The organism is Clostridium sp. UBA7503 (assembly GCF_002477055.1).
GTDB classification, from domain to species: Bacteria; Bacillota; Clostridia; order Clostridiales; family Clostridiaceae; genus Clostridium_J; species Clostridium_J sulfidigenes.
This window is the reverse complement of sequence record NZ_DLNT01000017.1, coordinates 17,679-39,531: the sequence shown is the minus strand read 5'-3', so window position 1 is coordinate 39,531 and position 21,853 is coordinate 17,679. Positions and strand designations below refer to the sequence as shown.

23 protein-coding genes and 1 pseudogene are annotated in these 21,853 nt (G+C 30.6%); 21 read left to right on the top strand and 3 right to left on the bottom strand.

Annotation, left to right across the window (positions count from 1 at the left end; genetic code table 11):
• Window positions 1-6: 6 nt before the first annotated feature.
• The 7 genes from rlmN to B3630_RS04120 all read left to right on the top strand — a co-directional run bounded on the left by rlmN (window position 7) and on the right by B3630_RS04120 (window position 6,243).
• The gene (gene rlmN, locus B3630_RS04150) at window positions 7-1,041 is read left to right on the top strand and encodes a 23S rRNA (adenine(2503)-C(2))-methyltransferase RlmN (RefSeq protein ID WP_346895772.1); all 1,035 of its coding nucleotides are present in this window, start codon (window positions 7-9) and stop codon (window positions 1,039-1,041) included.
• A gap of 6 nt (window positions 1,042-1,047) precedes the next feature.
• Window positions 1,048-1,779, top strand: a complete 732-nt coding sequence (locus B3630_RS04145) for a Stp1/IreP family PP2C-type Ser/Thr phosphatase (RefSeq protein WP_346895770.1) — start codon at window positions 1,048-1,050, stop codon at window positions 1,777-1,779.
• Window positions 1,776-3,749, top strand: a complete 1,974-nt coding sequence (pknB, locus tag B3630_RS04140; RefSeq protein ID WP_346895960.1) for a Stk1 family PASTA domain-containing Ser/Thr kinase — start codon at window positions 1,776-1,778, stop codon at window positions 3,747-3,749. Before B3630_RS04145 ends, pknB begins: the two co-directional genes overlap by 4 nt.
• Window positions 3,750-3,820: 71 nt before the next feature.
• Window positions 3,821-4,684, top strand: a complete 864-nt coding sequence (rsgA, locus tag B3630_RS04135) for a ribosome small subunit-dependent GTPase A (RefSeq protein ID WP_346895768.1) — start codon at window positions 3,821-3,823, stop codon at window positions 4,682-4,684.
• Window positions 4,681-5,331: a ribulose-phosphate 3-epimerase gene (rpe, locus tag B3630_RS04130; protein ID WP_346869523.1), complete on the top strand. Its 651-nt coding sequence runs from the start codon at window positions 4,681-4,683 to the stop codon at window positions 5,329-5,331. The genes rsgA and rpe overlap by 4 nt, the downstream gene beginning before the upstream one ends.
• A gap of 1 nt (window position 5,332) precedes the next feature.
• A complete protein-coding gene (locus B3630_RS04125) occupies window positions 5,333-5,968 on the top strand; it encodes a thiamine diphosphokinase (protein ID WP_346895766.1) in 636 nt (211 codons plus the stop codon).
• 119 nt (window positions 5,969-6,087) lie between these two features.
• On the top strand, window positions 6,088-6,243 hold the full coding sequence (locus B3630_RS04120) for a hypothetical protein (protein WP_198028577.1): 156 nt from the start codon (window positions 6,088-6,090) through the stop codon (window positions 6,241-6,243).
• Between the two features lie 156 nt (window positions 6,244-6,399).
• Here B3630_RS04120 and rpmB read toward each other — a convergent pair whose 3' ends face one another.
• Window positions 6,400-6,591 carry a 50S ribosomal protein L28 gene (rpmB, locus tag B3630_RS04115; RefSeq protein ID WP_035132719.1) on the bottom strand — a complete coding sequence of 64 codons (192 nt, stop codon included), beginning with the start codon at window positions 6,589-6,591 and terminating at the stop codon, window positions 6,400-6,402.
• A gap of 221 nt (window positions 6,592-6,812) precedes the next feature.
• Here rpmB and B3630_RS04110 point away from each other — a divergent pair, with 221 nt between their 5' ends.
• From B3630_RS04110 to B3630_RS04085, 6 genes and pseudogenes are all read left to right on the top strand, one after another.
• Window positions 6,813-7,163, top strand: coding sequence for an Asp23/Gls24 family envelope stress response protein (locus tag B3630_RS04110; protein WP_147519512.1), 351 nt, complete (start codon window positions 6,813-6,815; stop codon window positions 7,161-7,163).
• A gap of 13 nt (window positions 7,164-7,176) precedes the next feature.
• Entirely contained in the window at window positions 7,177-8,823 is a 1,647-nt protein-coding gene (locus B3630_RS04105; RefSeq protein WP_346895764.1) for a DAK2 domain-containing protein, read from the top strand.
• A gap of 46 nt (window positions 8,824-8,869) precedes the next feature.
• Window positions 8,870-10,881, top strand: a pseudogene (recG, locus tag B3630_RS04100) (ATP-dependent DNA helicase RecG).
• A gap of 17 nt (window positions 10,882-10,898) precedes the next feature.
• Entirely contained in the window at window positions 10,899-11,453 is a 555-nt protein-coding gene (rsmD, locus tag B3630_RS04095; protein ID WP_346895762.1) for a 16S rRNA (guanine(966)-N(2))-methyltransferase RsmD, read from the top strand.
• A gap of 3 nt (window positions 11,454-11,456) precedes the next feature.
• On the top strand, window positions 11,457-11,951 hold the full coding sequence (gene coaD / locus B3630_RS04090; protein ID WP_346895760.1) for a pantetheine-phosphate adenylyltransferase: 495 nt from the start codon (window positions 11,457-11,459) through the stop codon (window positions 11,949-11,951).
• The gene (locus tag B3630_RS04085) at window positions 11,951-12,502 is read left to right on the top strand and encodes an ATP synthase F0 subunit B (RefSeq protein ID WP_346869517.1); all 552 of its coding nucleotides are present in this window, start codon (window positions 11,951-11,953) and stop codon (window positions 12,500-12,502) included. Before coaD ends, B3630_RS04085 begins: the two co-directional genes overlap by 1 nt.
• Here the strand turns inward: B3630_RS04085 and ylbJ are convergent.
• The gene (gene ylbJ / locus B3630_RS04080) at window positions 12,499-13,677 is read right to left on the bottom strand and encodes a sporulation integral membrane protein YlbJ (RefSeq protein WP_346895758.1); all 1,179 of its coding nucleotides are present in this window, start codon (window positions 13,675-13,677) and stop codon (window positions 12,499-12,501) included. The two genes, B3630_RS04085 and ylbJ, sit on opposite strands and share 4 nt — an antisense overlap.
• Before the next feature lie 166 nt (window positions 13,678-13,843).
• Window positions 13,844-15,064, bottom strand: a complete 1,221-nt coding sequence (locus B3630_RS04075) for a nucleotidyltransferase (protein ID WP_346895756.1) — start codon at window positions 15,062-15,064, stop codon at window positions 13,844-13,846.
• A 176-nt stretch (window positions 15,065-15,240) separates the two neighbouring features.
• Between B3630_RS04075 and pta the strand changes: the two genes are divergently transcribed.
• The 8 genes from pta (at window position 15,241) to B3630_RS04035 (ending at window position 21,809) form a co-directional block, all read left to right on the top strand.
• Window positions 15,241-16,242, top strand: coding sequence for a phosphate acetyltransferase (pta, locus tag B3630_RS04070; RefSeq protein ID WP_346895754.1), 1,002 nt, complete (start codon window positions 15,241-15,243; stop codon window positions 16,240-16,242).
• A gap of 86 nt (window positions 16,243-16,328) precedes the next feature.
• On the top strand, window positions 16,329-17,525 hold the full coding sequence (locus B3630_RS04065) for an acetate kinase (RefSeq protein WP_346895752.1): 1,197 nt from the start codon (window positions 16,329-16,331) through the stop codon (window positions 17,523-17,525).
• Between the two features lie 243 nt (window positions 17,526-17,768).
• Window positions 17,769-18,269: a DUF177 domain-containing protein gene (locus B3630_RS04060; RefSeq protein WP_346895750.1), complete on the top strand. Its 501-nt coding sequence runs from the start codon at window positions 17,769-17,771 to the stop codon at window positions 18,267-18,269.
• A 2-nt stretch (window positions 18,270-18,271) separates the two neighbouring features.
• Window positions 18,272-18,454 (top strand): 50S ribosomal protein L32, encoded by a 183-nt coding sequence (gene rpmF / locus B3630_RS04055; RefSeq protein WP_035132741.1) that lies wholly within the window; start codon window positions 18,272-18,274, stop codon window positions 18,452-18,454.
• A 100-nt stretch (window positions 18,455-18,554) separates the two neighbouring features.
• Window positions 18,555-19,547, top strand: coding sequence for a phosphate acyltransferase PlsX (plsX, locus tag B3630_RS04050; RefSeq protein WP_346895958.1), 993 nt, complete (start codon window positions 18,555-18,557; stop codon window positions 19,545-19,547).
• A gap of 139 nt (window positions 19,548-19,686) precedes the next feature.
• Window positions 19,687-19,917 (top strand): acyl carrier protein, encoded by a 231-nt coding sequence (gene acpP / locus B3630_RS04045; RefSeq protein WP_346895748.1) that lies wholly within the window; start codon window positions 19,687-19,689, stop codon window positions 19,915-19,917.
• 115 nt (window positions 19,918-20,032) lie between these two features.
• Window positions 20,033-20,731, top strand: coding sequence for a ribonuclease III (gene rnc / locus B3630_RS04040; protein ID WP_346895746.1), 699 nt, complete (start codon window positions 20,033-20,035; stop codon window positions 20,729-20,731).
• Entirely contained in the window at window positions 20,724-21,809 is a 1,086-nt protein-coding gene (locus B3630_RS04035) for an elongator complex protein 3 (RefSeq protein ID WP_346895744.1), read from the top strand. The genes rnc and B3630_RS04035 overlap by 8 nt, the downstream gene beginning before the upstream one ends.
• Window positions 21,810-21,853: the final 44 nt, after the last annotated feature.

The window sequence follows — 21,853 nt, the reverse complement described above, 5'->3', positions numbered from 1 at the left end:
GTAGAAATGAAAAATATATTAGATTTAGATATAGAAGAACTTAAATCATGGATGAAAGAAAATGGTGAAAAAGAATTTAGAGCTAAACAAGTATTCTCTTGGATTTATAATGAAGTTTGGGACTTCCAAGAGATGACTAACATATCTAAAGATACTTTGAAAAAATTAGAAAAAAATTTTTTTATAGGAATACCTAGAATAGTAGAAACATATAGTTCTAAAAATAGTGATACTCGCAAGCATTTATTTCTTTTACATGATGGTAATATAGTTGAAGGAGTGGTTATGCAGTATAGTCATGGAAATTCTATATGCATATCAACTCAGGTAGGATGTAATATGGGTTGTAAGTTTTGTGCTTCAACTATTGGAGGAGCTGTTAGAAGTTTAAGTAGTGGAGAAATGTTAGGTCAGATTATGGTTTCACAAAAACAACTTGGGGAGAGAATCTCAAATATTGTACTTATGGGAAGTGGAGAACCGTTAGATAACTATGATAATGTTGTAAAATTTATTAAGGATGTAAATTCTCAGTATGGACTTAATATAGGACAACGTCATATAACTCTTTCTACATGTGGAATTGTGCCTAAGATAAAGAGCTTAGCAAATTTAGATTTACAGATAACACTAGCAATTTCATTACATGCTCCTAATGATGAATTGCGTGTGAAAACTATGCCTATTGCTAAGGTATATTCTATAGCTGATCTTATTGATAGTTGTAAATATTATATTGATAAAACGGGACGAAGAATTACCTTTGAATATGCATTAGTAAAGGGGGTAAACGACTCTAAAGTACAGGCTGAGCAATTAGTAAAACTAATAAGAGGTATGTTATGTCATGTAAATTTAATTCCAATAAATGAAATAGATGAAAATGATTTAAAAAAATCAAATGAAGAGCAAGTTAAGGGCTTTAGAGATATTTTAATGAAACACGGGATTGAAACTACTGTTAGAAAAGAAATGGGTTTAGACATAAATGCTGCTTGTGGTCAGTTGAGAAAAAGTTATATAGAAAAAAGGGAGTTGTAGTTTTTAATGGGGAGATTGTTAGGAATAGAAACGGATGTTGGAAATAAAAGAACTTTTAATGAAGATTTCGTTGGGTACTATGAAGAAGAAGATTTCGGTATTTTTGTAATAGCCGATGGTATGGGAGGGCATAATGCTGGTGAAGTTGCTAGTAAGATTGCTATAGATACCATTATTGAATATGTAATTAATCATCAAAAGGATAGGTCAGAAGAGGAAATTTTAAATGAGGCAATCTTAAGTGCTAATAGAAAAATATATAGAGAAAGCTTGTTAAACGAAGACTGTAATGGAATGGGAACTACTCTTGTGGGAGCTTTTGTGAGAGGAAATAACTTAACTATGGTAAACATAGGAGATAGTAGAGGATATATTTTAAAGGATGGACAGCTTGTTAAGGTTACAAAAGATCATTCATTGGTACAAGAACTATTAGATAATGGAACAATAACTAATGAGGAAGCTAAGAATCATCCTAATAAAAATGTTATAACAAGAGCCTTAGGAACTAATCCAGTAGTGACGGCAGATTACTACAGTTTAGATATAAGAGGGGTTTGCAAAATTCTTCTTTGTAGTGATGGACTTACTAATGAAGTAAGTGAGGAGGATATTTTTAGAGTTTTACAAGGTTATGATGGCAATCAATGTATGGAACTAATAAACATGAGTAAGAAAAATGGTGGAAGAGATAATATTTCTATCATCATTTTTAAAGGAGAGTGGGAGTGCAGATGATAGGAACTATGTTAGGAAATAGATATGAGCTCATAGAAAAGATTGGCGAAGGAGGTATGGCAGTAGTATATAAGGCTAAATGTAGAATTTTAAATAGATTTGTAGCAATAAAAATACTAAAGCCAGAGTACTCTAATAATAGTGAATTTATGGAGAAATTTAGAAGAGAAGCTTTAGCTACAGCAACATTTTCTCATAGTAATATAGTTAATATTTATGATGTGGGTTCAGAAGGAAATATTAATTATATTGTAATGGAATTAGTGAATGGAAAAACTTTAAAAGAATACATAAGAGAAAATGCACCTCTTTCCATGGACTCAACTTTAAAGATTTCAATACAAATTGCTAAAGCTTTAGAATGTGCTCATAAAAATAAAATTATCCATAGAGATATAAAACCTCACAATATATTAATAAATGAAGAAGGTATAATTAAAGTTACAGATTTTGGAATAGCCAAAGCTACGTCATCTGATACAATAACTCATACTAATAAAGTTATTGGTTCTGCACATTACTTCTCTCCTGAGCAAGCAAAAGGAAAGATAGTTGATAATAGAACAGATATCTATTCTTTTGGAATTGTGATATATGAAATGCTAACAGGAAGAGTTCCCTTTGATGGAGAAAGTGCTGTAGCAGTGGCGCTTAAACATATACAAGATACTATTGTGCCTCCTAAGGTTTTAGTTCCAGAAGTACCAGATAGTCTAAATAATTTAGTGATTAAGGCTACTCAGAAGGAAGTTATAAAAAGATATAATAATGTAACAGATATGTTAATAGATTTAATGAGAATAGAAAATAATAATAAGTATATAGTAACACCTTCCAATATGGATAATGATTATACTACAGTAATGGATGCAACCCAAATTCAAAATACTATGTATGCTAGCAATCCTGGAAAGAAATTAGATAATAGAGATATGGATGATGAGGAAGAAGAGGAAGAAAACGAGGATTATGAAGATTATGATGGTGAAAAGAGAAAAACTAGTACATGGAAAAAGGTACTAATAGTTGGAGGGGCTCTTTTATTAACTATTCTTATAGGTGTATTTGTAGGTACTACTGTATATAATAAAGTCAACGATAACGTTAAAAAAGACGAATTAAAGGTTCCAAAGATAATTGGACTTACAGCAGATGAAGCTAAAGATGCTGTAGAAAAATTAGGATTGACTTATGTAGTCTTAGGAGAGGAATCTAGTGATAAGCCAGCTGGAACTATAATTGCAGTATTTCCATCGGAAGGTACTGCAGTAAAAAAAGAAAGTGAAGTTAGAGTAAGGATTAGTACAGGACCAGGAGAGATTGAGGTTCCAGATGTTGTGAAGCTGGGTAAAAGTGTTGCTCAAGATCATATAGTTACTCAAGGGCTTAAGGTGGGAAAGATAACAGAAGACTATTCTGAAGAAATAGAACAAGGCGCAGTAATAAGTACTAATCCAGTAGCAAAGACTAAGGTTAAAAAAGGTGATACAGTAGATATAGTTATAAGTAAAGGTTCTAGGATAAAGAAGACACAAGTACCAGATCTCATTGGATTAACACTAAAAGAAGCAGAGCAAGTATTAGCCGTAGTAAATCTAAAACTTGGATCTACTACTGCAGTAATAACTGATGATATAAGTAGGGATGGAAAGATATTCAACCAAAGTGAACCTGCTCTGACTTCAGTACAAGAAAATGAAAAGATAAGTGTTAATTACTATCAATATAAGGATCCAGATGAAGGCAAGGTTGAAGTTCCTAATTTCATTGGAAGAACCACTGAAGATGCGCAAGCAGTAGCTAATTCACTTGGATTTAGAATAACTATTACTGGAGATAGAAAAGGTCTTATAATAAGTCAAGATGTACCTGAAGGTAATAAGTTAGATAAAGGAAGTACCATAAATCTTATAGCTCAAATAAAAGCCCCTAATATTGGCGGCGATGATGACAAAGATGAAGAACCTTAACCAATGAAGTTAATAATCCTTAGGTAAGTTATAAACTTGCCTAAGGATTAGTTAAAATTTAGGAGGAATATATGCAAGGTGTAATAGTTAAAGGAATTGGTGGATTATACTATGTGGATGTTGAAGAAAAAGTTATAGAGTGTAAGGCTAGAGGGAAATTTAGGCATAAGGGTGAAACTCCCATGATTGGTGATGAGGTAATCATAGAAGAAGAAAATGGGAAGGGTGTTATAACAGAAATATTAAAGAGAAGAAATCAACTTATAAGACCTGCCGTTGCCAACGTAACTCAAGCTTTTGTAGTAGTTACTAGTAAGAATCCAGATTTGAATTTAAGCTTATTATATAAATTTTTAGTTTTATGTGAGTATAATCATGTAGTACCTATTATTTGCTTTAATAAAATGGATATTGAAAGTGATTATAGCAAGGAAATAGGTAGTATGTTAAATAAAGCTGGATATGAAATAATGTATGTACAAGGAAAACATAGTGTTGGAATAGACCAGTTAAAGGAAAAGATAAAGGGAAATATTACTGTATTTTGTGGGCCTTCTGGAGTTGGTAAATCTACTATATTGAATAAAGTTTTAGGTAGAGATGCTATGAAAATAGGGGATATTAGTGATAAACTAAAAAGAGGTAAACATACAACTAGGCATAGTGAGCTCATAAGGATAGAAGATGGATTCTTAGTTGACACACCAGGATTTTCTTCCTTGGAATTAGATTTCATAGATAAAGAAGAACTACAACATATGTTTCCGGAATTTGAAAAATTTAAAGATGGATGTAAGTTTAATAATTGTGTTCATTATAAAGAACCAGGTTGTATAGTAAAACAAAAGGTAGAATCTGGAAAAATAAATAAAAGTAGATATGAATTCTACATAAAAATACTAGAAGAAATTATTAATAGGGGGAATAGAAAATGATAAAATTATCACCATCTATATTGTCAGCAGACTTTTCAAGGTTAGGAGAGCAGGTCAAAGAAATAGAAAAACATGGAGCGGATTGGGTTCATATTGATGTTATGGACGGGATGTTTGTACCTAACATATCCTTTGGAGTGCCTGTTATAAAATCCATAAGAAATCTTACAACCTTAGTTTTTGATGTACATTTAATGATTGAAGATCCAGCTAGATATGTAAAAGATTTTGTAGATGCAGGAGCTAACATGATAACAGTTCATTATGAAGCAGATAGACATATAGACAGAACTATAAAATATATTAAAAGCTTAGGAGTTAAATCTGGAGTAGCCTTAAATCCTGGTACTCCTGTTTCTATGATAGAAAACTTAATTCCAGATTTAGATATGGTACTTATCATGTCAGTTAATCCGGGATTTGGAGGTCAAAAATATATAGAGTATTCCGTAGATAAAATATCACAGGTCAAAGAGTTAAAGGATAAATATAATAAAGAATTATATATACAGGTAGATGGTGGCATAGATGCAACCAATGTTAGTAAAGTTGTAAAATGTGGAGCTAATTCTATAGTAGCGGGTTCAGCAGTATTTAAAAATAATGAAATAGAAAAAAATATAAGCAATATAAAAAGTGGGTTTTAGTATGCAAGCAGTTATAGTTGGAGGAGGAGATCCTCCAAGTAAAAAGATTTTAGATAAATATATAAATGAAAAGTCTATAATTATAGCAGCTGATGGAGGCGCTAACATTCTTTTAAATAATGAAATACATCCAAATTATTTGTTAGGAGATTTTGACTCTATTGATGAAAAAACATATATGGAAATAAGTAATAGCTCTAAAACTATTAGATTTCCAAAGGAGAAGGATTATACAGATAGTCATATAGCTTTTAATAAGGCAGTGGAGTTAGGAGCTACAGAAATAATTTTTTTAGGATGTACAGGTAAGAGAATTGACCATTTCTATGCAAATTTATGTATTCTCAATGAAGGTTTAAAAAAATCAATAAATTGTCGTATAATAGATGAGTATAATGAAATCTATCTTATAGATAAACCTACAAATATCTTTGGTAAAAAAGGTGATATATTTTCTCTATTTAGCTATTTAGAAGATACTCATGATTTAACTATAGAGGGAGTCAAATATAAATTAAAGAATTTTGAGCTAGTACAAGGAAACAATCTCACTGTATCTAATGAGTTTAAAGAGGAAAAAGTTAGCATATCTTTTTCTAAAGGATGTCTTATAGTAGTTAGAGTTCATAAAATATAAATTTAAAATATAGGATTACAGTCATTATTACAATTGATGATTGTAATTTTTTTATTTATGTACCACTTTTTACGTCAATACATATAATAATACTAAAAAGGCTTATGGGGGAAGTAAGTATGAGGAGTAGGACAACTAAAAGGTTGGGACTTATTGTTAGTTCTGTAGGAGCAGGGATAGTATTAGCTATGCTAATTCCATTTTGGGGGTGGATGGTAGCCATAGGTTGTGCCATTATATGTGCTGGATGGTTTATAATGAATAAGTTTTGCTAATAATCGGTTAAGGAGGTTAAAGGGTGACTATAAGAGTGATTAAACTACCTAAGTTTTTATCTAAAATAGTTAAAATTTTTGTAAGAAAAAAACATAGTTATTAATTTTGCACATAAAAAAATGCAACTATAAAGGTAGTTGCATTTTTTTTACCAATTAAACGGCACGTTGAACCTTACCAGAACGTAAGCATCTAGTACAAACGTGTACTGTCTTAGGTGAACCGTTAACTATAGCTTTAACTTTTTTTAAGTTTGGAGCCCATTTTCTTTTTGATTGACGGTGAGAGTGAGAGAATTGTACTCCTGAAACTACACCTTTATCGCATATTTCACATCTTCTTGACATATATTACACCTCCTCAAAATTTCAACATACTGCTATAAATCAAACACAAGTTATTTTAACATAATTACTATGATTGTTGCAAGTATTAAGAAAAATAAACACATACCATTATATTATACATATTGTTATAATAAAATTCAATGATATATAATTATATTAGTTGAATTAAATCTTAAGTTAATATAAAATGTTTATAAGGTATAATTAAGGAGGAATTGATTATGAAAGCTAATATAACAACTGAAATAGGAAATATATACTATTCTGAAGATGTAATAGCTAATATAGCAGGTGTATCAACCATGGAATGCTATGGAGTTGTTGGCATGGCTTTAAAGAATGCTAAGGATGGTTTATGGGAATTATTAAAAGCTGAAAACCTAGCAAAAGGAGTTAAAATAACTCAAAAAGAGAATGCTATAGCTATAGAACTATATATAATTGTTGAATATGGAACTAAAATTGCAGTAATCGCTAATAATATAATACAAACAGTTAGATACAATTTAGAAAATCTTACAGGTGTTAAGGTTTCTCAAGTTACTGTTAATATTCAAGGCATTAGAGTTTAAGGGGGAACATAAAGTGGCATATACACAGATTAATGGACGTGATTTTTCAAATATGATAAAAAGTGCTTCAAATGCATTAGAGAAGCAGAAAGAATATGTAAACTCCTTGAATGTATTCCCAGTACCTGATGGAGATACAGGAACAAATATGTCTTTAACCTTTAAGGCTGCAGCTAGAGAAATAGAAGGCTTAGAGAATAAAGGTATAGGAGAAGTATCTAAGAAGTTAGCTAAGGGTGCTTTAATGGGGGCTAGAGGAAACTCTGGAGTTATTCTTTCGCAGATTTTAAGAGGTATGGCAAAGGGACTTGAAAATGCAGAGGAGGCAACTATAGAGGAAGTTAAGAATTCTTTTGTAGAAGGCTCAAATTTTGCTTATAAAGCAGTTATGAGACCAACAGAAGGAACGATTTTAACTATAATTAGAGCGGCAGGAGAAGCTGCTATCTGTAGTGAAGCTGAAAATATAGTTGAATTATTTGAAGAAGTATGTGAAGAAAGTAAAAAGATGCTTGATAAGACTCCAGAAATGTTACCACAGTTAAAACAAGCTAAGGTAGTAGATGCTGGTGGAATGGGATTATTAATAATATTAAGAGGTATGTTAGAAGTTCTAAAAAATAAAAGTGAAGTTTCTTTAATTAATGATTTAGAAGGTGAATCAGAAAATAATTATGATATTCCAGAGTTAAACATGGATCCAGAAGATATTAAATTTGGATACTGCACAGAGTTTATCATACTTAATGAAGTAAAAGATATACCAAAATTTAAAGATTTCCTTGAATCTCAAGGTGATTCATTAGTTCTTGTAGGATTAGAGGATATAACTAAGGTTCATGTCCATACTAATGATCCAGGAGCAGTTTTATCTAAAGCAGTAACCTTTGGAGATCTTTCAAAAATTAAGATCGAAAATATGAGAGAACAACACAGATCTTTATTAGGCATAGATGAAAGTAGCAATGATGCAGTAATGGAAGAATTAAAAGAGGATCCTAAAGCTTATGGATTTGTAACTGTAGCTAGAGGTAATGGGATTTCTTCAATATTTAAAGATCTTGGCGTAGATCAGGTTATTGAAGGTGGTCAGACTATGAATCCTAGTACAGAAGATATAGTTAATAGCATCAATAAAATTAATGCTGAGGTAGTATTTGTTCTTCCCAATAATAAAAATATAATAATGGCAGCTACACAAGCTGTAGATTTAATAGAAGATAAAAAGGTTATAGTAATTCCTACAAAAACTATCCCTCAAGGAATTACAGCTATAACTATGTTTAATCCAGATGGTACTTCAGAAGAAAATGAATCAGCTATGAATGAAACTATAGAAACTGTTACTTCAGGTTCAGTAACCTATGCGGTTAAGGATACCGAAGACAATGGTAGACATATTAAAGAGGGAGATATTCTAGGATTATTAGAAGGAAAAATAAATGAAATAGGTCAGGATGTATATGCTGTATGTAAAAAGCTTATAGAAAACATGGTAAATGAAGATAACGAGCTTATTACTATATTCTATGGTGAGGACTGTGAAGAGGATAAGGTTAACCAGTTAGTATCAGAATTAGAAGAAGCATATCCAGACATAGATGTTCAATGTTTTAATGGTGAGCAACCATTATACTATTTTATTACATCAGTAGAATAAAAGCCTTAGGGCTTTTTTTCTATGTTAGCCATATGGAGTTGATAAGGTGAATATTTATAGTAGTGTTACAGCCATTAAAGGTGTAGGGCCTAAAATGGCTGAGAAATTGAGTAAATGTGGAATATATAGTATTTTAGATTTATTGTTATACTTTCCAAGGGATTATGAGAGTATCTTTATTGTTGAAGATTTAGATGAAGTGGATTCTAAGGGAAAGATAATATTAGAGGTTGGAGTGGAGAGAATTTTACCTGACATAAGGACAAAAACAGGAAAAATACTTACAACCATTAGATTTATTCATAAAGGAAGAATAGTTAAGGGAATATGGTTTAATCAGCCCTATGTGAAAAGTAGTTTTAGAATTGGCAGTAGATATGTTATAAGTGGCATTATAGAGAAACAAGGTAGAGATTTTATAATTAAAAATGGAACCATAATGAGAAATACTACTACAGAGAGTACAGATATTATGGCAAGATATCCGTTAAGGGACGATATTTCTAATACTTTTTTAAATAAAATCGTTACAGAAACTTTAAACACAGTAAAAATACAAGAAAATTTACCAAAGTCAATTTTGGATGAACATGATTTTATGTCTTTGGATAGTGCTATAAGAAATATACATAATCCAAAAAGTTTAAAGTTATTAGAAGAGGCAAGAAGAAGATTAAAGTTCCAAGAGTTATTTACATACTCTTTAAAGCTTATGGCCTTAAAAAATAGAAGTATTAATTCTAAGGGAATTTCATTTTCCATATCAAAGGAGCTGAAAGATTTAAAGGATAAGTTACCTTTTCAGTTAACAGATGCACAAACTAGAACTGTTAGAGAAATATTAAGAGATCAAAAGAAACCCAGTCCCATGAATAGATTAGTTCAAGGAGATGTAGGTAGTGGTAAGACTATAGTTGCTTTTATTGCCCTTTTTAATGTTATTATGAATGGTTATCAAGGTGCCATGATGGCGCCTACAGAAATATTGGCAAAACAGCATTACTACGAGGCAGAAAAAATCTTTAAGGATTTTAATATTACCATAGAGTTACTAACAGGTAGTACCACAGAAAAAAATAAAAACCTTATAAAAGAAAAGTTATTAAAAGGTGAAATAGACTTAATAATAGGTACTCATGCTTTGATAGAAGATAATGTCCAGTTTAAAAACTTAGGACTTATAATAACTGATGAACAGCATAGATTTGGTGTTGGTCAAAGAACTAGATTTGGAAATAAGCGTGAAGATATTGATGTCCTTGTAATGAGTGCTACACCTATTCCAAGGACTTTATGTTTATATCTTTATGGAGATTTAGAAGTATCGATAATTGATACTTTACCACCAGGGCGAAAACCGATTGATACTTATTATTTATCTACTCAGGAAAAGGGGAGAATATATAACTTTGCTTTAGAGGAGATAAAAAAAGGAAGACAGATTTATGTAGTTTGTCCATTGGTTGAAGAAAATGAAGATATGAAATTAAGTTCTGTAACAGCATTATATGAAGAGCTAAAAAAAACTTACTTTAAAAGTATGGAAATCGCCATTCTTCATGGTAAAATGAGTAATAAAGACAAAAATTTAATTATGAATGAATTTAAAGAAGGAAATATTGAGGTGTTAATATCTACTACGGTTATTGAAGTAGGTGTAAATGTACCTAATGCAACGGTTATAATTATAGAAAATGCAGAGCGGTTTGGATTATCTCAATTGCATCAGTTAAGAGGAAGAGTTGGAAGAGGATCTCATAAATCTTATTGTGTTCTTGTAGCTAATATAAAAAGTGAAACAACTAAAAAGAGAATGAACATAATGAAAAATAGCAATGATGGTTTTTATATAGCGGAACAAGATTTAAAATTAAGAGGAAGTGGAGAAATGTTTGGACTTAGACAATCTGGTGAAAATGGATTAATTCTTAGTGATTTATCAGAGGATTTTCAACTATTTAAAATAGCAAATCATGAAGCTAAGAAATTTATTAATAACAAGGANNAGAAATAATGATTAACCTAGAAAAAAGCACTAGTTATATTTGCTTTAACTAAGGTCAAAGGAGATAAAAATGAGAGTAATTGCAGGAAAAGCTAAAGGAAGAAAGTTACTATCACCAGAGGGGATGGGCACTAGACCTACTCTTGATAGAGTTAAAGAATCAATTTTCAGCATAATACAAAATAGAGTAAGAGGCAGTGTAGTTTTAGATCAGTTTTCTGGTACAGGAAGCTTAGGTCTAGAGGCTGCAAGTAGAGGAGCTAAAGAGTGTCATTTAATAGACATGGGAGACATAACTTATAAATATTTAAAAGAAAATATTAAAAATTTGAAATTTGAACATTTCTGTACATCTTATAAAGGTGATTCATACAAATACTTAGAGGAGTTTGGGAGAATAGGTAAGGTATTTGATTTAATATTTATAGACCCACCTTATGCAAAGGATATGATTCCACCCGCTCTAGAACTTATAAAAAAACATAATTTACTACAAAGAGGTGGCTTAATTGTAACGAAAATAGATTCAGGTGAAGAAATTTGTGAAGGTTATGAAGACATTGTTTTAATAGACCAAAGAAAATACGGAAACACCACTGTATGTTTCTATGAATTTAAGGAGTAAAAAATGATTAAAGCAGTTTATCCAGGCAGTTTTGACCCAATAACAAATGGTCACTTAGATATTATAAAAAGATGTTCATACGTATTTGATCAGGTTACAGTAGCTGTATTACTAAATCCTAACAAAAGTAGCTGGTTTAGTATTGAAGAAAGAATTGATCAAATTGAGAGAGTGGCTAAAGATTTACCAAATGTAAAAGTAAAAAGTTTTACAGGTCTTTTAGTGGATTTTATGGAAGCAGAAGACAGTGATGTAATGGTTAAGGGACTTAGATCTATGTCAGATTTTGATTATGAGTTTCAAATGGCATTAATGAATAAAAAGCTTGATAAAACAAAAGAAACTATGTTTATGATGACCAATTCTAAGTACTCTTATCTTAGTTCATCAGCTATAAAGCAAGTGGCTTTGTTTAAGGGACACTTGGATGGATTAATTCCAAAGGAGTTAGAAAATGAAATTAGAGAGAGAGCTAAAAGTTTTGAGGGGGAATTATAGTGAAGGTATTAGAACTATTAGATTATCTACAACAAACTATTGACATGTCACCAAAGAATTTAGTCGGTAAAGTATCTATTAATAAAAAAGAGGTCTTAAGAACTCTTAATGAAATGAGAAAATTACTACCAGATGAATTTGAAGAAGCTAAAAATTTAATGAATCGTAAAGAAATAATTTTAGATGAAGCAAGAAGTGAAGCAGAACATATTATTGAGGATAGTAGAAAAAGAGCACAACAAGAATATGAAAACTGTGATGTGTTAGTAACTGCTAAAAAAGAAGCAGAAGAAATATTAGAAAGTGCTAATGAGGAAGCTAAAAAAATTAAAGGTGAAGCTAATAAGCAAGCTAAGGATTTAAAATTTGGAGTTATGAATTATGCAGATAGCACTTTAAGTAATTTACAAAAGGATATAGACATTATAGGAGAAGAGTCTTTAAAAGTTATACAAAATGAAATGGAAGAAATGCTTGTAAAATTATATAAAGAAATTTCTTCCACTACATCTAAGGTAAGAGAAAATATTAAAGAATTAGGAAATGACTAAAAACAATCTCGTAACTTTTTAAATATGACAGGAATAGAAAATATAAATATTAGTAGGACCAAAAACCCTGATTTAGATGATAGAATAGTATTGTTTATGAAAAAAGTTTCCTGATTAACTAGAGAAAATGGTAGCTTTAAAAATAACAATGTTATTAAGGTGCATATTATTCCCTGAACAACTTTTAGGAATATATATTTTTTCATTGATACCTTATATTTGTAAACAAAGGAATATACTTGGAAGGTTATAGATAATCCGCTAAAACCTATTAAAAAGCTACATATAAGAATTTTAATATTTAGGGTTAAGGAGCTTGTAGCTACAATGTTACATCCATTTGTAATTTCTATAAATCCAAGGAAGATTCCATCAAGTAGATTGTAATTAATAATACCAGAACTACATAAAGAAATAAGGGCAGTGTGATATACTCCACTGCTTTTTATTATGTTTATAATTACAGAAAAAATAACTACAAAACTACCTATTGATAAGCAGGTTTTGGTAGCATCTTCAAGGGCGTTTTTCATAGCCACCCCGAAGTTAAGGTTTTCTTTTATCTGTGTAGCAGCAACAGAAGAATTGCTATATATAGTATATTTATTAGTCTTTTTAGTAGGTAATATTAACCCCATAACAATACAAGAAAAAGCATTAGAAATAAGAAGGATATAACCTAGAAATGTACTATCAAGCATTGCAGTACCAACAGTGCCTATAATAAACAGAGGACTTCCATTGGTGGCTATATTTAAAAGTCTTTCAAAAGTTGGTTTATCAATGACCTTCCTTTCATAGAGTTCACAAGCATATCTGGAACCAAGAGGATATCCACAAAACAAACTAGCTAAAATAACTACACTACACTCCTTTGGTAGTCTTAAAGGGGTACATAGTAATTTACCTAAAATTTTTGAATAAATTTCTATACCCCCAAAAGAAAAAATCAAGTTAACTATGACCAAGAAGGAGAATAGTGATGGAAATACTGAGTAAAAAAACAGTTTAGCTCCATTTATAGTAAAGGCTATGCAATCTTTAGGATTTAGTATGATATAAATAATTAAGAGAGAAAATATTGTTGTAAGCAGAAGGTTTTTTGATGATTTCCTAAATAATAAATATATTAAAAATATAATAAGCGCAATTACAATAAAAAATAATGCCTTCATTAAAATAATCCTTTTAAATTGATATACTTAAATATATTTTTTATCTTGGGAATATATGATAACAAAATATAGGTAAAATAAAATCTTCAAGGTACTTACAAAACAATTCACTAAAAATTAATCTAAGATTTAGGTTATTTTAGTATGGTTCCTTGAAGAATTATGTTTATAATATAATCGGGCTTTGCAGATAATCTTCCATAGCACTTATGGAAGGATTTAGAATACTATAGCCACTAGTGCATTGTAAATCTAATTTTAAGGTAGGGTTTATATCCTTTGGTAGTTTTGAATATATTGGTATAGAAGAATTGTTCTTCATTGATTTTAATGCCATAGCTCCATGTTTAGTGAAGCCCAAAATACGGGCATATGGACAAGGGGCTTTACGCATTTCTAAGGTATTGTATTCATAAAAGCCTAGAAAATACTGACATAATATTCTACTAATTCTAGTGTAGGTATATCGTTTGCTTTTTATCATTTCAACACAATGTTCGTAATCTTTAGCGTCTTTTATGGTAGCTAATATCTTATTATGGAGACCTTCAGAAGCATCCGGAATTAATTCGAAAAAGTTATTTTTGCTAGTTATAGCCTTATACTTTATATATGGATATATCATGTAATCAAAGGGAAAATTATAATTCTTGTTTTTAAGTTCTACAATATCCGCGTAAACGCTAGGAGGAATATGAGATATTAATTCTTTCATTGAAGTATTTGATTTCAAGGATTTTCTAATAGCAGTAGCACTTGAGAAGATATTATTTAAATTAGTACTATTGTAATCCCCACCTTCCCTTTTTATAGTATAGGGTACAATATTACTATGAAGTTTTTTTAAGCTCTTAAGGTATTCAATACCTAAAATATTGTTAGAAGAATTTAGATAGTCAGCTATGTCTTTTTCATTATAATAATTTTTTTTATTTATATAATGAATTAAAGCTGAAGAACGAGCCTTTGGAAAAGGTAATCCTCTACCTAATTCTTCTTTCAATAAGGACTTAAATAAAGGGGGTTCTTCTACTAGTAGATCAGATATTTCTTTAAGAAAGTCTATATCACCTGATTCACTTCCAAAGCAAATTGAATCTACTATCCCTAGACTATTAAGAAGACTTATGGAACCATAAGAAAAGAATTCCGCAGAAGATAGGCTGTATATTGCAGGGAGTTCTAAAACAATATCAACCCCATTATTTAAAGCCATTGATGTTTTTTTCCATTTATCTACTATAGAGGGAATACCTCTTTGATTAAAGTTTCCACTCATAACTGCAATAATTAAATCACTATTAGTCAATTCTTTAGTTTTATTTATATGAAAAAGATGTCCATTGTGAAGAGGATTATATTCCACAATAATTCCTGATATTTTCATTTAAATTACCTCCTGTACTCATATAACCATAGATTATATCAAAAAAATGTTAATTATGATAGCTTAATTATTAAATTAAGTCAAAAAAATTCAATATAGAGGTTGAAAAATATATATGAAAAGGGGTATAGTAATAAGGGATATTTAGAATATTTTTACTGAAAGGGGTAAGAAAAATGAGTTTTACACAAAAGGTATGGAAATTAGCACAACAAGAGATGAAGACAATAGTACTTCCAGAAGGTGAAGAAGAAAGAAATTTAAAGGCTTCAGAAATTATCCATAAAAATAAAATAGCTAAAGTTATATTAGTAGGTAGCCAGGATAAGATTAAGGAAAATGCTAAGAATTTCGGGGTAAATATTGAGGGAATTGAAATTGTAGATCCTGAAGTATCACCTAAGACTGAAGAGTATGCAAAAGCATTTTATGAACTTAGAAAAAACAAGGGTGTTACAGAGGAAAAAGCATTACAAATAGTTAAAGACCCAGTTTATTATGGAACAATGATGGTTAAACTAGAAGATGCCCATGGATTAGTTTCAGGAGCAGTACATAGCACAGGGGATTTATTACGTCCAGGACTTCAAATTATAAAAACAGCTCCAGGAATAAAAGTTGTTTCAAGTTTCTTCGTTATGGAACTTGAAAATTCTTCATATGGAGATAATGGTACTCTATTATTTGGAGATTGTGCAGTTAATCCTAATCCAACATCAGAAGAGCTTGCATCAATAGCTATAAGTACAGCAGAAAATGCAAAGACTCTATGTGGAATAGATCCAAAAGTTGCAATGTTATCTTTCTCAACTATGGGAAGTGCTAAACATGAAAATGTAAATAAGGTTGTTGAAGCTACAAGAATGGCAAAAGAAGCTAGACCAGATCTTGCAATAGATGGAGAATTACAATTAGATGCAGCTATAGTTGATAAAGTAGCAAGTCTTAAAGCACCAAATAGTACAGTAGCAGGAAATTCCAATGTTTTAATATTCCCAGATTTACAAGCAGGAAATATTGGATATAAATTAGTTCAAAGATTTGCAGGAGCTGAAGCTATAGGTCCAGTATGTCAAGGGTTTGCAAAACCAATAAATGACCTTTCAAGAGGATGTAGTGTAGATGATATAGTAAATGTTGTAGCAATTACAGCAGTGCAAGCTCAAAATAACAAATAAATATTATATTGATTTAATTAAAATTATATTGTAATCTAATATAATGATATATTAATATATTACAAATGCGTCAGGAGGAAATGAGAATGAAAGTATTAGTAATAAACTGTGGAAGTTCTTCATTAAAGTACCAATTAATAAACATGGAAACAGAAGAGAGCTTAGCACAAGGATTAGTTGAAAGAATAGGAATTGAAGGTTCAATTTTAACTCAAAAGGTTCCAGGGAGAGATAAATATATAATAGAGCAACCAATGGCTGACCATAAAGATGCAATAAAATTAGTTTTAGGTGCATTAGTAGATGGTAACCATGGAGTTATTTCTTCAATGGATGAAATATCAGCAGTAGGACACAGAGTTGTTCATGGTGGAGAAAAATATTCAGAATCTGTAGTAATTGATGATGCAGTTATGGAAAGTTTAGAAGAGTGTGTAAAACTTGCACCACTTCATAATCCAGCAAACATAATTGGAATTAATGCTTGCAAGAGCTTAATGTCAAAAACTCCAATGGTTGCAGTATTCGATACAGCATTCCATCAAACAATGCCAAAAACTGCGTATATGTACCCACTACCGTATGAGCTATACACTAAGTATGGAATAAGAAAATATGGGTTCCACGGAACATCACATAAATATGTATCAGCAGAATGTGCTAAATTAATGAGCAAAGACATAAAAGATGTTAAAATCATCACTTGTCATCTTGGAAACGGAGCTAGCTTAGCTGCTATAAAAGATGGCCATTGTGTAGATACAAGCATGGGATTCACTCCACTTGAAGGAATAGCAATGGGAACTAGATGTGGAAACATTGACCCTGCTATAGTTACATTCTTAATGAATGAAGGAAAAATGACAGCTAAAGAAGTTGATAATTTAATGAACAAACAATCAGGAGTTCTTGGATTATCGGGAGTAAGTAGTGACTTTAGAGATATAGAAGATGCTGCTAAAGAAGGAAATGAAAGAGCTATTCTTGCTTTAAATGTATATAACTACAGAGTAAGAGAAATGATCGGTGCTTATGCTGCAGCAATGGGCGGAGTAGATGCAGTTGTATTTACAGCAGGACTTGGAGAAAATGCTATAGAAACTAGAGCAGAAATTTGCAAAGGCTTAGAATTCTTAGGTGTTGAAATAGATGATGCTAAGAATAATGTTAGAGGAAAATCTACAGAAGTAAGCAAAGATGGAGCTAAAGTAAAAGTATTTGTTATTCCTACAAATGAAGAGTTAGTAATAGCAAGAGATACTAAAGAACTTACTTCAAAATAGTAAAAATATTTATCTGCTTGAGTAAAAAATTAGCTTTTTATCTTAAGGAAAAAATATACATGTGTAAATTACCTTGACTTTTATCGGTATAATTTATATAATAACTTGTGTTTGAATGATATATTTAATTAACTTAAGGAGGGAAGTTGGAGCTTTACTCAAGCTATGCATTTTGCATTATATATAACTAGTCTTAGTTATATGAGAAAAAACAGGGATATTATGTTTTTTTAGAGTGTTGTTATGATTATAAACTTTAAAGATTTAAATGATAAGAACTATGAGAGAAAGAATATAGATATCGAAATTGAGAAAGAGAAGTTTTACGATGGTAGTGAAATGGTAAAATACTCCAAGTCTATTAAGTTTAATGGGTTTTTGCGTCGCAAAAAGGAAGTTATAGAACTTATTGGTGACGTAGATACTGAAGTATTATTAAATTGTTCTAGGTGTACAAAAGCTTTTTCTTATGAAGTTAAGGTGCACATAGAAGAAGAAATATCAAACACTGATGATTGTGAGATTATCTCAACCAATTCTGAGAATATAGATATTTATGAAATTATTGAAAACAGTATTCTCCTTGAACTACCTGTTAAAAGGTTATGTAAAGAGGATTGCAAAGGCTTATGCCAGACTTGTGGGAAAGATTTAAATTTAGGACAATGTTCTTGTACTAATTTTTATGTAGACCCTAGACTTGAAAAGCTATCACAAATGTTTTCTAACCATAAGGAGGTGTAATAATGGGAAATCCAGCTAGAAAATTTTCAAAAGCAAGAAGAGATTCAAGAAGAGCTCAAACTTTTAAACTTGGTTTACCAGGAATAGTAGAGTGTCCTCAATGCCACGAAATGAAGCTTGCTCACAGAGTTTGTAAGAACTGTGGTTACTACAAGAATAGAGAAGTTGTTTCAACTGAGGAATAAGAAGAAAGTCGATAGACTTTCTTTTTATTTTTATGTGGAAATTTAAATGAAAAAAATATATAATGTATTTAAATATTTTAAAATCATGAAAGGAGTTACTATGAAGGTTGTAGTTGATGGAATGGGTGGAGATAATTCACCTGAAGCTATAGTAGAAGGTTGTGTTCTTGCACAAAAAGAATATAATATAGATATAATAATTACAGGTCAAGAAGATCTTATAAAAAAAGAATTAGAAAAATATGAATATACCAAAGGAAGAATAACTATTTTAAATACTACTGAAATTATTTCAACTAATGAAGCGCCAGTAAAAGCTCTAAAGACTAAGAAAGATTCATCTCTTGTTAAAGCTTTAGAGTTAGTTAAGAATAAGGAAGCAGATGCCATTGTATCTGCTGGAAGTACAGGAGCCTTCTTAGCAGGCTGTACTCTTATTGTAAAGAGGATTAAAGGGATAAGCAGACCAGCACTAGCACCAGTTATGCCAGGTAAAAATGGTCCATTTATGATAATAGATGTAGGAGCTAATGCAGATTGTAAACCCCATTATTTAACTCAGTTTGCTCAAATGGGTAAGGTATACTTTGAAAGTGTATTATCTGTTGAAAATCCTACTGTAGGACTTATAAATATAGGATCAGAGGAAGAAAAGGGAAATGAATTAACCAAGGAAGCTTATCAACTTTTAAAACAAGAGAATTTAAATTTTATAGGCAATGTAGAGCCGAGAGAAATTCCTAAAGGAGAAGTAAATGTCCTTGTATGTGATGGCTTTGTAGGTAATACCGTATTAAAGATGTATGAAGGCGTTGCAGAAACCATATTAAGTGAGCTTAAAAATGAAATAATGAGTTCCGCAACAACAAAAATAGGCGGACTATTATTAAAGCCTGTATTTAAGAGATTTAAAAAGCACTATGACTATAAAGAATACGGTGGAGCTGCATTTTTAGGGGTTGATGGCATTTGCATAAAAGCTCATGGAAGCTCCGATGCCAAGGCTTTAAAAAATGCAATTAAACTTTCTAAAACCTATTATGATACAAAAGTATTAGATAAAGTTAAAGATGCTTTTAAAGAAGAAAAATAAAAAAATTAAAATAAGTGAATAAAATTTTGTAGGTTTAGTATATTATAATATAGTATTTGTAAATAAACAGTTGATTATTATCCAATATGCTATTATATTAAATAGTGATATTATATTCAATTTTTAGGAGGTATATAAAATGTTTGAAAAGATAAGAGCAAAAATCGCGGAGCAACTAAGCATAGATGAAAATGATATAACTATGGACTCTGGATTTGTTGATGATTTAGGAGCAGACTCATTGGACTTAGTTGAGTTAATTATGGCCCTTGAAGAGGAATTTGACATGGAAATCCCTGATGAAGATGCAGAAAAAATAGCTAGTGTTGGAGATGTAGTTGACTACATAAAAGCACGAGTAGAAGAATAATATCAGCAGGTTCCGTAGAAATGCGGAACCTTATTTTTAGATTTATTCTTGAATTTATCCGCTTGAGTTTATTTAGATAAATTGAAGAATAAACCTTGGCGAAAGAGGTAAAAAGATGAAAGTATTAAAAAGTACATTAGAATTAAAAAATAAATTAGGTATTGACTTTAAAGATTTAACTTTATTACAAACAGCAATAACTCATAGTTCTTACGCTAATGAAAGAAACACTGAATTCAATGAACGATTAGAATTTTTAGGAGATACAGTTTTAGAATTAATTATATCTGAATATTTATTTACTAATCACATAGATGAAACAGAAGGATACCTTACTAAGGTAAGAGCTTTAATCGTATGTGAAAATTCTTTATTTGAAATAGCTAAGAAGTGGGAACTAGGAAAATACATTTATATGAGTAAAGGCGAAGAATTAACGGGTGGTAGAACTAGGGTATCAATTTTAGCTGATGCTGTAGAAGCTATTATTGCAGCAGTATACTTAGATGAAGGACTTTTAGTAACTAAGGAGTTTGTCCTTAAAAACTTTAACTCAATTATTATTAAAGCAGTTAAAAATGAGATAATTTTAGACTATAAAACAAAGCTTCAAGAAATATTACAAAAGAATGGAGATGTAGATATTTCTTATTCTCTTATTAATTTTGAAGGACCACCTCATAGAAGAGAATTTTTTGTGAAGGTTTTAATTAATGGAGAAGCTAAAGGAAGTGGTTCAGGGTATAGTAAGAAAGAAGCTGAACAAATGGCCGCTAGGGAAGTTTTAATTAAGAGGGGGGATATTAGTGAGTAAAAATCATTATATTATACCTATATTTGTGCCTCATATAGGATGTCCCCATACTTGTGTGTTTTGTAATCAGGATAGTATTACAGGAGATGCAGGGTCAGCAGGTAGTGCAGGAAATGTAGACGGTGATTATGTAAAAAAAACCATAGAGGACTATTTAAAAACTATAGATAGTAGTGATGCTATAATTGAGGTATCATTTTTCGGTGGTACTTTTACAGGAATTAATATGTGCATACAAAGAGAACTATTATCAGTAGCTCAAAATTATAAAAAAATAGGAAAGATTAAATTTATAAGATTATCCACAAGACCAGATTATATAGATCAAGAGATTTTAGATCACCTAAAAAGTTTTGATGTAGATATTATAGAATTAGGAGTTCAATCCTTAGATGAAGAAGTTTTACATAAATCAGGAAGAGGGCATAGTTCAGAGGACGTGGAGAAGGCGTCGAGCTTAATAAAGCAATATGGATTCACCTTAGGGCATCAAATAATGCTAGGACTCCCAGGAGATACAAGAGAGAAGGATATTAAAACTACAAGAAAAAGTATTTCTATGAATCCAGATATCTGTAGGATATACCCATCCCTAGTTATTAAGGAAACTCCTATGGAAAAGCTCTTAAAGGAAGGCATATATAAGCCATATACTTTAGCGGAAGCTGTAGATATAAGTAAGATAGTCTATGGAATGATGGAGGGTAATGATATAAAGGTTATCCGAATTGGCCTTCAACCTACAGAAGAGATTAGTGCTGATGGAGATGTGGTAGATGGACCTTTTCATTCTGCTTTTAGAGAGCTAGTGGAGAGTAGTGTCTACTGTGATATGATTTATGACTATTATAAAGATAAAGAAATGGATAAGTATAAAATATATATAAATCCTAAAGATATATCTAAGCTTTATTCTAATAAAAAGCAATATTTTAATCTGCTTCTAAAAAAATTAAAGAGTAAAGAAATATTTGTAACTCAAGAAAGAAATATAGGAAAGTCTTCCATAGGGTTTTATAATGGTACAAAGTTAGATATAATTAATCAGAAGGATTATTTAAAACTTAAATATCAATAAAACTTTTGATTATATAGGTTAAAGTAAATATATATTTTAAAGTA

What these genes read in the sequence shown, in the direction of transcription:
- pta (WP_346895754.1), top strand. Translation starts at nt 15,241, where the DNA reads ATGAGTTTTACACAAAAGGTATGGAAATTAGCACAACAAGAGATGAAG.
- rsgA (WP_346895768.1), top strand. Translation starts at nt 3,821, where the DNA reads ATGCAAGGTGTAATAGTTAAAGGAATTGGTGGATTATACTATGTGGAT.
- ylbJ (WP_346895758.1), bottom strand. Translation starts at nt 13,677, where the DNA reads ATGAAGGCATTATTTTTTATTGTAATTGCGCTTATTATATTTTTAATA.
- rpmF (WP_035132741.1), top strand. Translation starts at nt 18,272, where the DNA reads ATGGGAAATCCAGCTAGAAAATTTTCAAAAGCAAGAAGAGATTCAAGA.
- B3630_RS04075 (WP_346895756.1), bottom strand. Translation starts at nt 15,064, where the DNA reads ATGAAAATATCAGGAATTATTGTGGAATATAATCCTCTTCACAATGGA.
- acpP (WP_346895748.1), top strand. Translation starts at nt 19,687, where the DNA reads ATGTTTGAAAAGATAAGAGCAAAAATCGCGGAGCAACTAAGCATAGAT.
- rpmB (WP_035132719.1), bottom strand. Translation starts at nt 6,591, where the DNA reads ATGTCAAGAAGATGTGAAATATGCGATAAAGGTGTAGTTTCAGGAGTA.
- pknB (WP_346895960.1), top strand. Translation starts at nt 1,776, where the DNA reads ATGATAGGAACTATGTTAGGAAATAGATATGAGCTCATAGAAAAGATT.
- B3630_RS04120 (WP_198028577.1), top strand. Translation starts at nt 6,088, where the DNA reads ATGAGGAGTAGGACAACTAAAAGGTTGGGACTTATTGTTAGTTCTGTA.
- rpe (WP_346869523.1), top strand. Translation starts at nt 4,681, where the DNA reads ATGATAAAATTATCACCATCTATATTGTCAGCAGACTTTTCAAGGTTA.
- coaD (WP_346895760.1), top strand. Translation starts at nt 11,457, where the DNA reads ATGATTAAAGCAGTTTATCCAGGCAGTTTTGACCCAATAACAAATGGT.
- B3630_RS04065 (WP_346895752.1), top strand. Translation starts at nt 16,329, where the DNA reads ATGAAAGTATTAGTAATAAACTGTGGAAGTTCTTCATTAAAGTACCAA.
- plsX (WP_346895958.1), top strand. Translation starts at nt 18,555, where the DNA reads ATGAAGGTTGTAGTTGATGGAATGGGTGGAGATAATTCACCTGAAGCT.
- rnc (WP_346895746.1), top strand. Translation starts at nt 20,033, where the DNA reads ATGAAAGTATTAAAAAGTACATTAGAATTAAAAAATAAATTAGGTATT.
- rlmN (WP_346895772.1), top strand. Translation starts at nt 7, where the DNA reads ATGAAAAATATATTAGATTTAGATATAGAAGAACTTAAATCATGGATG.
- rsmD (WP_346895762.1), top strand. Translation starts at nt 10,899, where the DNA reads ATGAGAGTAATTGCAGGAAAAGCTAAAGGAAGAAAGTTACTATCACCA.
- B3630_RS04125 (WP_346895766.1), top strand. Translation starts at nt 5,333, where the DNA reads ATGCAAGCAGTTATAGTTGGAGGAGGAGATCCTCCAAGTAAAAAGATT.
- B3630_RS04145 (WP_346895770.1), top strand. Translation starts at nt 1,048, where the DNA reads ATGGGGAGATTGTTAGGAATAGAAACGGATGTTGGAAATAAAAGAACT.
- B3630_RS04060 (WP_346895750.1), top strand. Translation starts at nt 17,769, where the DNA reads ATGATTATAAACTTTAAAGATTTAAATGATAAGAACTATGAGAGAAAG.
- B3630_RS04110 (WP_147519512.1), top strand. Translation starts at nt 6,813, where the DNA reads ATGAAAGCTAATATAACAACTGAAATAGGAAATATATACTATTCTGAA.